At 72.8% G+C, this 14,497-nt stretch carries 6 protein-coding genes; all 6 read right to left on the bottom strand.

The features are described from left to right. Positions 1–39: 39 nt before the first annotated feature. From WME73_RS41560 to WME73_RS41535, 6 genes are read right to left on the bottom strand one after another with little or no spacing between them, the layout of a single operon-like run. The gene (locus WME73_RS41560) at positions 40–4,161 is read right to left on the bottom strand and encodes an RHS repeat-associated core domain-containing protein (protein ID WP_437913166.1); all 4,122 of its coding nucleotides are present in this window, start codon (positions 4,159–4,161) and stop codon (positions 40–42) included. A gap of 34 nt (positions 4,162–4,195) precedes the next feature. Next, entirely contained in the window at positions 4,196–6,682 is a 2,487-nt protein-coding gene (locus tag WME73_RS41555; RefSeq protein WP_437913165.1) for a hypothetical protein, read from the bottom strand. Next, positions 6,679–9,219, bottom strand: a complete 2,541-nt coding sequence (locus WME73_RS41550; protein ID WP_437913164.1) for a type VI secretion system Vgr family protein — start codon at positions 9,217–9,219, stop codon at positions 6,679–6,681. The genes WME73_RS41555 and WME73_RS41550 overlap by 4 nt, the downstream gene beginning before the upstream one ends. Next, positions 9,216–9,716, bottom strand: a complete 501-nt coding sequence (locus tag WME73_RS41545) for a hypothetical protein (protein ID WP_437913163.1) — start codon at positions 9,714–9,716, stop codon at positions 9,216–9,218. The genes WME73_RS41550 and WME73_RS41545 overlap by 4 nt, the downstream gene beginning before the upstream one ends. Continuing rightward, positions 9,709–11,892, bottom strand: a complete 2,184-nt coding sequence (locus tag WME73_RS41540) for a type VI secretion system Vgr family protein (protein WP_437913162.1) — start codon at positions 11,890–11,892, stop codon at positions 9,709–9,711. The genes WME73_RS41545 and WME73_RS41540 overlap by 8 nt, the downstream gene beginning before the upstream one ends. Further along, positions 11,889–14,093: a type VI secretion system Vgr family protein gene (locus tag WME73_RS41535; RefSeq protein ID WP_437913161.1), complete on the bottom strand. Its 2,205-nt coding sequence runs from the start codon at positions 14,091–14,093 to the stop codon at positions 11,889–11,891. The genes WME73_RS41540 and WME73_RS41535 overlap by 4 nt, the downstream gene beginning before the upstream one ends. Positions 14,094–14,497: the final 404 nt, after the last annotated feature.

Genomic DNA, 14,497 nt, shown 5'->3' with positions numbered 1-14,497 from the left:
ATTGATGCGGGATATGCTCACAGATTCATTGAATACCCATTAGCCCGACGGAGGGCGTCGAAAGGGCAGTCCACTGCCCGGCCGCGCAACGTCGAGCGGCTGCGTGTTCGAGCCTGGCTTGACGTTGAGCGGCTGCGTGTTTGAGCCCGGTTTGATCTGGTCGGGCAGCGTCGTGTATTGGTCGTGTCGGTTGCCCTGACGGGGTATGCCATTATAGAACGAGTTCCACTGTCCGGGGCGCGTGTAGTCTGGCGGAGGCTCGGGCTTGCCAGGCTTGGGTACATAGGTCGCGCTATTGGCGACTCCGACTGGAGGTCCGATGTAGAGGCCGAGGTTCCAGACTACATCACTCGGACCGTAAACGTACCGGTTCGGAAAGGAGCGGGATATCTGCTGGGCCACGCCGTCTGGCATGCGACCCACGTTGCACGAATTGAGGACGATGTTTCCTGCGCTGTTGTAGTTCCCGACAGCGCCGATCATCTCCAAGAGCTGGCGCGGCGTATGGTGGGTCGTCATCCCGTTCGCGTCTCGCACCGCCACGTGGTGGGCTGTCCCGTGCACCGCGATCACGTACTTGCTCGGGTCCGGCTTGACCTCGGTCATGCACACGGCGATGAACGCGTCATGCGCCGGGTTGCCGATGATGACGCAGGAGAGTCCCAGCGGATCGACATGGGTGGTGGGGCTGCCGTCGAACGCGAACAGGTTGCGGCTTCCAAGCAGCTCGAGCGGATCCGGCGTCAAGAAGCGTGCGGTCTTCGGATCGAAGTAGCGGTAGCGGACATAACAGAGCCCGGTCTCCTCGTCGTGGTATTGGCCGAGCAACCGGAAGGGAGACGCCACGGATGAGTCGCCCTCACATCGCCCGGTCTCGACGATGAGGCCGAAGGCCGCGTGGCGCGCTGACCACGCGACGTCACCCTTCACGCCGATGAGCTCGGTCGGGGTGCCGAGATGGTCGGTGATGACCGCATGGACCGCGGCGCCCTCCTGCTGGAGAAGCGGGCACATCGTCCCCGGTTCATGCACGAAGATGCGCATGCCGCGCTCGGAGTCGAGCTCTGCAGCGAGGCAGAGGCCGTCCCATAGGTACTCGACCACGCGGGCTTTCGGCGCCTCCGCCATCGCCAGCGCGTCCGGTGAGGAGGGCGGGATGATCTCCTTCCTGATCCTGCGGCTGAACGCATCGTAGCTGAAGAGCACACGCGTGCCGTCGCAGAGCTGGGCTTCGCGGAGCTGGCCGCGACAGTCCCAAAGGTACTGCGTCTCGCCGTCCGATCGAGCCTCGCGAATTCGCCGGTTCGCGCTGTCGTAGGCGTAGGTGGCCTCCTCGGTGCGTAACAAGAGTCCGCCCGGCCCCGTCTCCCAGGCCGAGCTCGCGGGCTTCAGCGAGCCTCCCGCGTCGTACACGAAGGACTCGCGCTCCTTCGGAGAGCTCACCTCGAGCAGCATCCCGAGCCGATCGTAGCCGTAGCGTGTGAGCCCCCAGCGCAGATCGTTGCGCTCGACGAGCGCGCCGCAGGGATCGTAAGCGTAGCGGCGATCCACGAGCGTGCGCTCGGCGACGCCGACCCAGTCGCGGATGGGGCGCGCCATCGGGTCGAGCTCGCGCCGCGCCTCCACGCCCGCACCAACGAAGACCTTGCGGACCACCGAACCGGCGAGATCGCGCTGGATCTCCACGCGATAGCCGTCGTGATCGAGCGACGAGACGTTGCCTTCCTCATCGTAGGCATAACGAGTCACGTGCCCCGTAGGGAGGTGGCGAGCGATGCAGCGGTTCTGACTGTCGTACTCGTAGCGGATCGTCCGGCCGTTTTGAGTCTCTCCTACCACGCGGCCGAGCGCGTCGTGCTCGACGGAGAGATGGATCTCGCCGCTCGGATCGTCGACGATGTAGTCGACGACGCGGTCCTCGGGCGTCTCGACCCTGATCGCTCCGTGCGGCGTCTCCTCCGCGACGAGCCTGCCTGCCCCGTCATAGCGGAGCGCGCGGAAGGTGCCGTCAGGGTTCTCCACGCGCGCAAGGCGGCCGTTCTTGCCGTGCTGCGCGCGGGAGACGCGGCCGTCATACGAACGGTGTTCGCGGAGGTTGCCGGCGCGATCGTAGCGGAAATCGAAGGTCTCGCCCTTCGGGTTCTTCACCTGCTGCAGGCGCTCGTTGAGGTCATACGATAAGGACCAGACCGAGCCATCGGGCAGGATCGCCTCGATGGGAGATTTCAGGCCGGCGTAGCGGAACGCTTCGACGCGCCCGAGCGCATCCGTGCGGCGGGTCAGGCGGCCGAGCGCATCGTGCTCGAAGCGCAGCGAGGTCCCGTCCGGTAAGTGCAGCGCGGCCGGCCGACCGAGGGCGTCGAGCTCGCGGCGCGTCACCCTTCCCAAAGGATCGACGTAGGCGACAGGGCGCCCGAGCGCGTCATGGCGCCAGCGGCGGATCCCTCCGCGAGGCGTGCGCTCCTCGATGGCGTTGTGCTGCTCGTCGTAGATGAAGGCGCCGCGAAGCCCGTCCGGTCCGTGCACCTCGGCGAGGCGCCCCTGTTCGTCGTACTTCAGCGCGAGAAAGGCGCCGGACGCGTACTTTATCGAGATAAGTCGATTCCGGTGGTCATAGCCGAAATCGGTGCACACGCCACCCACGCGGCGCCGCACGAGCAGATCCTCCGCATAGTCAAGCTCGACGAGCGGGCCGAGTGGATCAGCCATCCGCGTGATGTTGCCTCGCGCGTCACGGGTGAGCGTCAGCGTGTCACCTGACGCGTTTTTTGCCTTGAGGAGCAGGCCATCGGCATCGAACTCGAGATCGCGCACGGAGAGGCCGTCGGTCGAGGCCTCGCGCACCACCGAGCCGTCTTCGGGCCGCCATTTGAAGACGCGGGGTTCGGGGTTGCCGGTGAAGTGCGTGATCCCCTGGTCGAGATCGTAGGTGAGATCGCCGGCATGGAGATCGCCGTCGCCCCAGGAGCGGACGCAGCGACCTGTCTCGGCATCGTAGAGGTAGTGGAATGAGAGGCCGGTCGGAAGCGTCTTTCGAATGAGGCGGCGCTTCTCGTCGTAGCCGTACGTCTCGGTATGGCCTAACGCATCGGTTACCTGCGCGAGCTCGCCAGCATCGTTGTACGCGAACGAGACGGCGTGGATCGGGGCGCGCCCTTCGCCGCCTGGGGCGAAGACATCGAGACGCACGATGTGGCCGTTGCCATCGTGCTTGAGGGTGATCGTACGGCGCGCGGTGTCGACGACCCGTGCGAGCCGCTCCACGTCGTACTCGAGTATAACCTTGTGTCCGGATTCGTTGGTGATCTCGCGGAGGACTGCGCGCCCGCCGCCGCTCGGGCGAAACGTGCGGGTGAGGCGCGTGTCGAGCGAGAAGACCGTGGCGCCGCCCCGGCTGTCGCGGGTGATCACGAGGCGTTTGCCGCGGTGGAAGGCTGGCTCGCGTGGATTCGTATCGCGCACCGTGATCGTCGCGCCGTCTGCGTCACGAAGGTGTAGCGTATCACCGGCGAGCTCGATCCACTGGTGATACGCATGCGTCCAGCCGCCGCGCCCGAGCGGCGTGTGCTCGCCGACGCGCGCGGAACTGTAGAGGCGCTTCCATTCGATGGGGATGAGCCCCGGGATCGAGATGTCGATGCTCTCGTCGACCATCGCGCCGGATGCGACGGAGATCGGATCGAGCACCACCATCACGTTCACGGTGGCGCCGGAGTGCGTGGTGGCCCGGATGATGTCCGTCGCCAGGAGCACTCCGCTGATCTGAGCTATGCGTGAGGATGCGCCAGCTGCGTTGAGCCACACATGGTCGCCGGTGCAGGCGAGCCCACGATCGCCTGATACTACCGTCGTTGACGAGGTGAAGACATTGCACGCCTTGTTCACGACGTGCGTCACGGCGTCTCCCCCCGTCCCCTGACAAGGGATGTTGCCTGGCGCCTGGACATTCATCGAGCTGCCATCCAGGAGCACCGGCGCGCCGCCAATCTCGATCCGCTCGCCTGTATCCGTCGCGGTCGACGAGAGCGCGACGTACGGGAACGGGGTTGGCACCGGACCGATGGGAGGCACCGGCGGCGCGTGGCCTACCGCTGGCACGAAGCCAGGACAGAAGTGATTGCTCCGCGTCGTCGCGATATATTTGTAATTGATCGTCGCCACGGCGTTCTCTCCCTCTCCCGCTCGCCCCCAGCGCTCAGCCCCGGCTCCGCGCCACCTTCAGGAACGCCACCAGGTTCGCCTCCGCCCTCGCCCAGAACCCGCTCCCGTCGACCGCATCGGGCAGCCGCAGCCGAGCGCGCAGCTCATCGACCCGCGCCTCCACGGCGACGCGCGACAGCCTCCCCGACGCGCACTCCTCCGCCGCCACCGCGGTCGAGAGCGCTCGCCCCCCGCGGTAACGCCCCCTCGGATCGAGCCGCAGCGCCGCGATCGCCTCCCGCCACGCCCCGGCCTCCAGCTCCCGCGCCTCCTCGACGATCGGCCCGAACAGCGTGCGCAGCGCCTCCGCCGCATCGTCCGCGAGCGCCTCGTCGTCGAGCTGCTGGATCATCCACCCGCCGCTCGCCGGGCAGCCGAAGCGCGCCACGGCGGAGAGCGCCGCGCGCGTCGGCCGGTGGCGGCCGAGCAGGCTCTCGAGCCGAGGCCAGTCGCCCGGCTCCCCGGCCAGCGCGAACAGCTCCGTCGCGTACGACCCGAGCCGCGCGCACAGCGCCTCGTCGCGCACCAGCTCCACCTCGCCGCCGATCACGAGCACCCGCGCCGCCGACCAGGCCACGGCGGGGGATGCCCCTCCACACAGCCCCCGCAAGCGCTCGACGAAGCGCGCACGCTGCGCCGGCGGTAGCCGCTCACAGCCCCAGATCCCGGCGCGCATCACCGCGTCGTGTTCGTCGGCGAGCGCGGCGCCGATCCCTTCGATCGGCAGCTCGCCGCGCATCGAGCGCAGGCTCACGCCGATGGCCCGCGCGATCGGGTGCGCCGACGCCGACAGCGCCCGCGCCAGCCCCGCGAGCCCAGGCCGCTCGACCAGCGCGAGCGCCTCGGCCACGGCGATCGCATGGTCCTCGGCGTCCTGCGGGAGCAGGTGCGCCGCCCGGTGGATCGCGGCGAGCGCGTCGTCCCCCGCGAAGGCGGCGAGCGAGATCGCGCCCGCGAACGACTTCCACGGGTCGTCCATCCAGCGCTCCCAGAAGGCCGCGACCTCGATCAGCGCCCGCGGCCCCGCGGCCACGATCGCGTCGATCTGCCGGAGCATCCGCGCCTCCGTCTCCGGCAGCCACGATCGCCGCCCCTCGACGCGATCCCGAGCGAGTGCGGCCACGAGCTCCGCGCAATGATCCACGACCGACGCGTAGAACCCCGCCAGCGTGACCTCGGTCACGCGCCCCGCGCCGAGCCGCACCAGCGGCGCGGGTGCGCTCTCGCGCGGCAGCTCCGGGAGCGCCGGCGCCACGTCGTTCGCCGCCGCGACGGTCGCCGCCGCGATGCTCGCCGCAGCGATCGCCGCCGCCGCGCCCACCTCCCCGGCGCCCTCCTCGAGCCACGCCTCGTCTCCCGGCTCCTCCGCCTCGACCGGCGGCGGGACGAACGCCTTGCGCTCCACCCCCCGCGCGATCACCGCCCCCGAGAGCGGCGTCATCACCGGAAGCGCCCCCTCCGCTCCCGCCGTGACCTTGCCCGCTCCCGTGCGGTGCGCGGCGCCGAGCGCGATCCCGCGGGTGCCATCGCGGGAGATCGCCCAGGCCACGAACGACCTCCCGGCCTCGGCCGGCGCCGCGCCGTGCCGGAGCGTCGCGAACGCGCACGCGAGGCCCATCACGCCCGCCGCGGCGCCGAGCTCGCCGATCTCCGCCTCGAGGCAGCGATCGAAATACGTCGGCGAGAGCCGCTCCGCGCACCGCGCCGTCGTGAACTGCCACTCCCGGCACCGGAGCGCGCCAACACGCCCTTGCCCGAAGACGGCCTGGATCGACCCGGCATCGGCAGGCAAGCTGCGGAGGAGCGCGGTCATCGCCGCCGCGTCGACGGGCTCGTCGTCCTCGTCGGTCGCGCGCCCCGGCGCGTGCCGGCTCGCGACGATCTCTCCCACGGCCGCCACCCCCCACCGAGACGCCTGCTCCGCGGAGGCCACGAGCAGCGCCCCCGCGCCCTCGGACGGCGGCGGCGGCGCGAGCTGCCACGGGCTCTCCGGCCTCCGCCGCCGCTCGGCGAGCGCGTCCACCCCGGCGTGCGAGTCGACGCCGACGAGGAGCGCGGCGCCGCCCGCTCCGCCAGCGAGCAGCTCCGCGATCCGCGCCAGCGCCGCGAACGCGCCCGCCGCCCCGGTGAAGCGCTGCGCCGCGGGGCCGAGCGCGCGGGCCAGCTCCGAGAGCGCCCCCTCGGGCAACCCCGGCCGTGGCGCCGGCGTCACGACGAAGCGCGGGATCCCCGCGGCGTCGCCCCCCGGCAGCGCCGCGAGGGCCTCGGCGACGGCGCCCCGGGCGAGCGCGAGGAGGCGGCCCGCGTCGGCCTGCGAGGGCCTGATCCACGGGCAGTAGCGCGCGTCGATCCGGCGCCCGTCGGGCCCGATGAACGGAGACGGCGGGGGCGGCGGCGCCCCGGCGCGCGGGAAGAAGACGTGATCGCGCGCCGAGGCGCCGGCGGGCGAGGTCAGGCCGAGGCCGAGCACGGTGAGCTTCATCGGTGCGTGAGCGAGCCCGACTGCTTCGAGCTCCCGGTGATGGTGATCGAGGGGGACTTGATCGTGACGCCCGCCGGCGTCGCCGAGATCTCGGACGCGCCGCACCGGAAGGTGATCGGGCTGCCGCCGAGCTTCAGGTTCCCGCTCACCTCGAGCGTCAGCGCGCTCTTCGCGGTGAGCGTGTACGAGCCGCCCGCGCTGATCCTCAGCGCGCCCTTCACGTCCGAGGTCATGGCCCCCGCGACGCTCCGGGTGATCGCCCCCCGGCTGCCGATGTTCAGCGATCCGAGCCACTCGCCGAGGCCGCCGCCCACCTGGAGGCCGGCGCTCGCCGCGCTGCTCGTGTGGCTCCCGTTGATCACGGTCGTCGCGGGGCCGGCGGTCACCCACGAGACGGGGCCCGGCGTGGTCAGCGCGTAGAGGGCGCCCACCGTCTCGGTGTACGAGCCGCTCGCGACGACGCTGCGGTGGCCCGGGCCGGGGCCCGCCGGGCCGCCGCCTGCGCCGCTGGCCCCCGCGGCCCCGCCGCCCGGCGCCGCCTCGCCCTGCGCGGGCCGGCCGTGATCCCACGGCATCGGGCTCGACGACCCCTTCACCGCCGCCAGGATCGCCTCGCCCCCCGGCAGCAGCGACATCGCGCTGCCCGCCGCGCTGTCCTTGATCGCGGCGAGCGCGCCCTCCGCGCCCTTCGCCTGGTAGCCCTCGTAGGCCGCGCGCGACGCGCCCATCGCGGACGCCGCGATCTGCCCGGCGGCGCCCCGCGCGCTCACCTTCGACAGCAGCGCGGACGCGGCGAGGTTGGCCGCGCCCTTCACGGGGTTGCCGGCCTGCTCCACGAGCATCCCCCCCACCACGGCCGTCTCGGCGCCCACCTCGCTCACGAAGTTGCCCCCCGCGCTCTGTCGCTGCGCGGCGCCCACCGTCACGCTGCGGGAGCCGTAGCCGCCGATGTACCCGAGGTGCACCGAGGTCGACTCGTCGCCCCCGACCTCGGCCTGCAGGGCGGCGCCGACCTGGAGATCCTCGTTCTTCAGCGTCTGCGCCTCGTGGTCGCCCCCGACTGTCGTCTCCTTGGCGAAGGGCGCGTGCACGAGGACGTGCTCGCGGCCGGCGGCGTCGTCCATCTGGATCGCCGTCCGCGCCCCTGCGCCGGGCGAGCTGTCGGTCGCGATCGACGTCACCGTCTTGTTCGCGGGCAGCGCGAGGGGCGGCCGCTGCTTCTCGTTGTACGAGCGCCCGAGCACAACGGGGCGATCCGGATCGCCGTCCTCGAACATCACGAAGACCTCCCAGCCCACGCGCGGCAGGAGCATCGGATCCGGCAGGTGCGGCTGCGCCACCCGCACGGGCAGGCTGCTCCGCTGGTCGCCCTCGCCGTGCAGATCCCAGTGGAAGCGGAGGTGGACGCGGCCGAGCGCGTCGGGGTGGATCTCCTGCCCGCGCTCCCCGGTGACCCAGGCCGACTGCACGCCGGCGATGCGCGGCCTCGGCGTGACCTTCGGCAGGCGGAACGGCACGCTGGCCGGGATCGCCCCGACGCTGGCGCGGAGGACCCCGTCGCTCGCGTCCCAGCGCAGCGCGACGTCGGTCACCACGCAGTCGCCCGCCGCCTGGACGACGCCGTGGTGGTCCGGCGCCTCCACGAGGCGGCAGCGCGCGCCGGGCGAGAGCGCGAGCGCGTTGCTGTCGAACGACAGGCGCGCGGCCTCGGCGCGCAGCGACTCGAGCCGGATCCGCGCGCGCGCCGCGCCCTCCGCCGGCGAGGCGAAGCCGCCGGGCGCCTCGTAGACCTCCACGTCCCGCTCCGCCTCGACGCCCCCCGAGGCCTCGGCCTCGAGCGAGAGCCGGGGCTGATCCGGGTTGTGATCGCGGAGGACGACCTTGCCGACCGCGCGCCGGAGCCGCCGCGCCGCGTCCACCGCGACGGGCCCCGGCTCGTCCAGCGTGCTGCGGGTGACCAGCGCGACGCCGCCCGGGTAGGCGTCCTCGGCGGAGGCGGAGTCGTCCTCGAGGATGAACACCTCGCCCTCGCCGTCGTCCTCGAACCGGAAATACAGCCCGTACTCCTCGCAGATCCGCCGGACGAACGCCGCGTCGCTCTCCTGGTACTGCACGACGTAGCGGCGCTTCGGGTAGGACGTCGCGAGCCGCTTGCGCTCGGTCCTGTAGCCGCCCCCTCGCACCACCTGCTCGACGATCTCCGGCGCAGTCATCTCCTGGAACGTGCGCGCCCTCCGGGTGAGCGCGAGCAACGCGAAGCGCGACGCGAGCGTGAGCCGGTAAGCTCGCAGGTGCTCGTGATCGCTCGCGATCACGGCGAACCGGGTGACGACGCCGAGGAACGTCCGGCTCCCCGTGGGGGCGTCGAGGGCGAGCCGTCCCGCCTTGCGGAGCACGCTCCCGGGCGCGACGAGCGCGTCCCTCGGGCCATGGAGATCGATCTCGAACGCCGAGGCCTCTCCGAGCCGCTCCACGCCGCGGACGCGCGAAGGCGAGAGATCCGGATCGCCCTCGATCGTCAGCGCGACGCCGCTCACGGCAGCTCCACCCGCGCCGAGAAGATCCGCACGAGCGCCGCCATGTCGATCACCAGCCGGTCGCCCTCGATCCGCACCGCCCCGCCGGGCTCGATCCGGAGGCTCGATCCCGGCACCTCGAGCTCCAGCGTCTCCCTGGCGCGGAGCCGGAGGTGGCGGGCGTCGAGCGCGAGCGTCCCGTGCGCGTCCGGCGCCGGCGCCGAGGCCGTCTGGAGCGCGCCCAGGATGGCGACGCCCCCGGGCGCGTCCGCGAGCACGACGGTGCGGCCCTCGCGCATGCACTCCTCGATGAACGCGGGTGAGACGCCGGCGGCGAGCGTCGCGAGGAGCCGGCGCCCGTCGCTCGAGCGCACCTGGAACGCGGGGCGCGCGTCGCTCTCCTCGCCGCGCGCGACGATCATCTCCACGACCCCCGGGTGGAGCCCGGGGCCGAGGGGCTTCGCCTCGCCCCGCGCGGGGCGGGCGGTCGATTGCTGAACCGTGCGCGACCTAGCCATAGTGATGAACCCCTTCCTCCACGCTCGACGTCGGGCCCTCGAGCTTGCCCGAGATGGTGATGGAGCCGGGGGTCATGGTGATCGTCACCCCCTGCGCCTTGATCGTCAGCTTCGCGGCCGCCTCGACGGCGATCTCGGCGCCGGCGATGTCGGCGGCGCCCCGCGAGGTGGTCGTGATCTTGCCGAAGCTCTCGGCGACGTCGCCTCCCGCGGTGACGCTGCGCGAGCCGAAGCTCTCTGCGTAGAGCCCCCGCACGGTGAGGCCGTAGGAGCCGGCGTCGATGGTCTGCGCGCCCGAGACCTTCACGATCGCCGCGCCGGCCACGCCCACCGACTCCGACGGGCCCGCGGTGGTGCTCACCGAGCCGCCGACGAGCAGCGTCGAGGCGCCCTTGACGAACACGCTCTGGTGCTCGACGCCGACCTCCTGTTTCACTCCGCCCACCATCCGGACGAAGCTCGGCGTCACGGTGAGGTAGTCGCCGCCGGCGCGGATCACGCGGGCGCCCCCCACGGTGATCGCCTCGGAGGCCGCCTTCAGCCCGTAGTTCGAGTCGACCGCCACCTTGCGCTCGCCGCCCACCTCGAGCGACAGCGCGCCCGCCACCTTCTCGACCCGCCGCTCCTTGACCTCGACCGTCCGGGCGCCGCCGACCACGCGCTCGGATCGCCCGGCGATCTCGGTCCGCTTGTCGTTCTCGGTCCGCTCCCGGTAGTCGCCCGACGTGTCGAGCCCGAGGCGCTCGTTCCCGGCCTCGTCGCTGATCCCGACGCCGCTGCCGCCCGAGCCGCCGGGGGTCGCCCGCGTGCCGAGGCGGGTCTCGACCTTCTTCGCGGGCAGCGCGGCGGGCGGCGCCTGGACGGCGTTGTATAGCCGGCCGAGGATCACGGGGATCTCCCCGCCCCGGTCGCTGAAGCCGACGAGCTCCTCCCAGCCGACCCGCGGGTTCAGCATCGCGCCCGAGAGCTGCGGCTGGGTCACGCGGGCGAAGCCGGAGCTCCGGTGGTCTGACGTGCCGCACGTGCCGCACGTGTCGCGCGTGCCCTGGCGATCCCAGCGGAGCCGGAGGCGGCTGCGGCCGTGCTCGTCGAGGGCGATCTCCTTGCCCGGCGGCCCGGTGACCACCGCGGTCCCTGCGCCGCCGCGAGGCTCGGGGGCCCGGCGCGCCGGGCGGAAGCCGTCGCGCGCCGGGACCGCCTCGAAGCGAGCGCGGTAAGCGAGCTCCTCCGGACCCCCCTCCGCCCTCGCCTCGTGCACGACGGCGAGCACGAGCCAGCGCGCGTCGCCGAGCTCCTCGGGCGGGTCGGTCACCTCGACGATCTCGCCGGCGCGGAGCTCCGGCGCCGTGGCCTCGCCCTCGAGCGAGGTCGCCCCGGCCCGGCGCTCGGCGAGGCGGATCGCCGCGAGCTCGCGGCCCGCGTCCGGATCGTCGAGGCCGCCCGGGACCTCGTACCACTCGAGCGCGCCCTCGCCCGAGGCGCCGCTCAGATCGAGCATCGGCCTGGTGAAATCGTACGCCTTGAGCGCGACCTTCTCGACAGCCACCCGCCTCCGGACCCGGGCTGCGTACAGGGCTCGCCCGGGGACGAGCCCCGCCTCGTCGCGCCACGGGATCGCCGCGCCGGTGTCGAGGAACGTCTCGGGCGCGTCGGCGACGTGGAGGAGCGTGGGATCGCCCTCGTCCGGGAACCAGCTCATGCCCTCCTCGGCGAGGAGGCGGGCGCAGAAGCCGAGGTCGCTCTCGAAGACCTGCGCGCAGTGGGGCCGCTTCGCCGCCGCGCGGCGGGCGCGGAGGTCGAGGCGGACGCCGTGATCGCCGAGGACGCGCGCCGCGATCTCGGTGGCGCTCTCGTCGACGAAGACCCGGTAGTCGCGCGTCTCGTCGAGCCGGGCGACCGGCGAGGCGAGGGTCACGCGCGCGTGGGCGTCGCGCTCCTCGACGGCCTCCACCGCGAGCGCGAAGCGCCGCTCGACGCCGTGGAAGCGCAGCGTGAGCGTCGCGGCGCGGCCGATCAGATCGAGCGCCGCGAGCTCGGCGGGCTCGCCGCCCACGAAGGCGGCGCAGCGCGCGTGGGCCACCGTCGGGGCGCAGGCGCGCTCCTCGACCTGGCACGCGTGGACGCGGAGCTCGGCGTCCACGCCGGGGATCTCGAGCAGGATGGGTCGCTCGCTCACTTGCCCGCCTTTCCGCTGGCGCGCCGGGTCGTGCCGCCGTCCACGTGGGTGACGCCGCCGGTCGTCTTCAGCTTGCCGCCGCCCAAGCTCATCGTGCCCGCCGCGATGCTGCCGCTGGCCTGGATCGTCACCACCGGCGCGCTGATCGACACCTTCCCGCCCGCGCCGATCGACACCTTCCCGGCCGTGATCGTCCCGATCGACGCCTTGACGCCGACGTTCCCCGCGGCCCGCTCGTGCACCGCGCCCGCCTGGCTCCGCTTGCCGCCGTTGATCGACTCGGCGTAGCTGCTGCAGCGGATCGTCCGGGAGCCGCGGCAGGCGTAGGTGCGCGCCCCCGCGACCGACTCCGTGACGCCGAGGCCGCTCGCGATCGACGTCGTCCCGAGCACCACCCGGGCGCAGCCGCCGCTCACGCTGACGTTGGACTGGTTGCAGAGCAGCGCGTAGCCGCCGCCCACGACCTCGACGCACGACCCGCTGGCCAGCACGGCGCGGTTGCCGGTGACGTCGACGAGCTCCGCCCCGCCGACGAGCTCGGAGCTCGCCCCCTCGACCGAGAGGAGCATCTCCTGCCCCACGTCGACGCGCTGGGTCGCCCCGACGCGCGCGGTGTGGCTCCCGAGCACGTTGCTGGTGAGCGACAGGCCGACGACCTGCGCGTCGTCGCCGTCGATCCGCGTCGTCTCCGGGCCGCCGACCTTGACCGACAGATCCCGCGAGGCGTGGACCGAGAGCGCCTCCGCGCCCGCGTCGTCGACCATCGTGATCCCCTGGGTCTCGCCGCTCCTCGGCGTGGTCCACGACTGGAGCGCGGTCGTCGCCGACGCCGCGGGGAGCGGGAACGGCGCGACGGCGGTCGCGTTGTAGGCGCGGCCGAGGACGAAGGGGCGATCCGGCGAGCCGTCGAGGTAGCCGACGTGGACCTCCCAGCCCACGCGGGGCAGGAACATCGAGGCGCCGAGCGGGTGCTGGAGGCAGCGGATCCAGTGCGAGGCGCGGTCGTCCGCGATCCCGGAGCGATCCCAGAGGAAGCGCAGCTTGATCCGGCCGAGATCGTCGACGTGGATCTCCTCGCCGGGCGGCCCCGTGATCACCGCGCTGTCGATGTGCTCCACCGCGGGCGCCGGGCGGAGCGCGGGCCGGAAGGGCGGGTGATCTCCGCCGTCCGCGGCCTTCGTCGGCCTGAGCGCGATCCGGTTTCCGTAGGGCGTGGCCGCGCCGCCGTCGCGGCTCGGCCGCGCGTAGCGGTGGGAGAGCTCGGCGACGAGCATCCGCTGCTCGAAGAGGTCCGCCCCCGCGCCCGTGAGCTCCACGAGGCGCCCTGGCCCGAGGCGGATGCAGTCGCTCTCCCCCGTGACGGTGACCTTGTCGCGCTGCAGCTGCTCCAGCCGCCTCCGGGCCCGCGCCTTCGCGGCCTCGGCCGTGGGGACGCCGGCCGGGACCTCGAGCCACGCGAGCTCGCCCTCGCCGGCGTGGCCGTCGACGTAGACGTCCGGGTGGCGCACGTCGAAGTCCCGCACCGTGACCCGATCGGCCACGGCCCGCTCCTCCCACTCGAGCGACGAGAGGGCGCGCGCGCCGAGCTTCGCCCCGCGGGCCCCGGCGTAGGGGAGCGCCGCGCCGCCCTCGATCCCGTCGTGCGAGCCGTTGCCGTCGCCGAGGACGATGCGGTGCTCGCCCTCGGCCGTGGTGTCGAACCAGTACGAGATCCCCTCGTCGGCCAGCAGGCGCTCGATGAACGCCCACTCCGCCTCGGCGTACTGCACGCACTGGGGCCGCACCGGGTACGCGTCCGCGAGCCGCGGCGTGATCGCTGCCGCGGGGATGCCCGCGCCCGCCAGCACCTCGGTCACGACCTGCTCGGTGGTCTTCTCGAGGAAGACCCGGTAGCCGCCGCGCAGCGTGAGGAGCCATGGGGGATCCGAGAGGCGGAGCGCGTAGATCCGCTCCCGGCCGCGGCCGAGATCGCAGCTCGCCTCGACGACGAGGAGGCGGACGAACCGCTCGGAGCCCTCGGCAGGGTCGACGAGCGCGAGCGTCGCCGGGGCGCGGAGGAGCGCCGCGAGATCCACCTCGTCGGGGACGGCGACGCGCACCTCCCAGGACGAGAGGGCGTCCATGGCCTCGCGCCCCGCGAGCTCCAGCACGACGCACTCACCGAGCGGCTCGCAGGCGAGCCGGACGTCGATGTCGCTCATGGCTCCCAGGTCCGTGAGCCACGGGGGAGGCCGGCGTCGTTCCGCGGGGATCTGCGCATGTTCGCTGCCCCCCTGAGATCGCTCCTGGCCACGCGAGGTCGCCGTGGCCGGTGTAGACAACAGCCGCAGCACCGTAACAGAGCAGATCTGCGCGCCCGTTGGCCAGCCCGTCGCGCGGCGTCGGGCGGCGGACCGCCTGGGGAACGCTCGGATCGGTTCGAGCATGCACGCGGGGCTCGTCCTCGGAGGGCGGCACGACCATGCCCGCCGGCCGTCGTGAGTCTCCGGGTCCCCGGCGCACCCAGGCTCACGCAATTACGCGCGTCCTGCCGGAATGATCTCTCTATTTCTGCCGAGGAGAGTGGTTATTTCAAGTGCGCTTGTGCCCGAGCATCGATATCAGA

Origin of the sequence: Sorangium sp. So ce302 (assembly GCF_051530145.1) — a bacterium.
GTDB lineage: Bacteria > Myxococcota_A > Polyangia > Polyangiales > Polyangiaceae > Sorangium > Sorangium cellulosum_B.
Note: the sequence above shows the minus strand (reverse complement) of the source record. Positions and strands in the feature narration are given on the sequence as shown.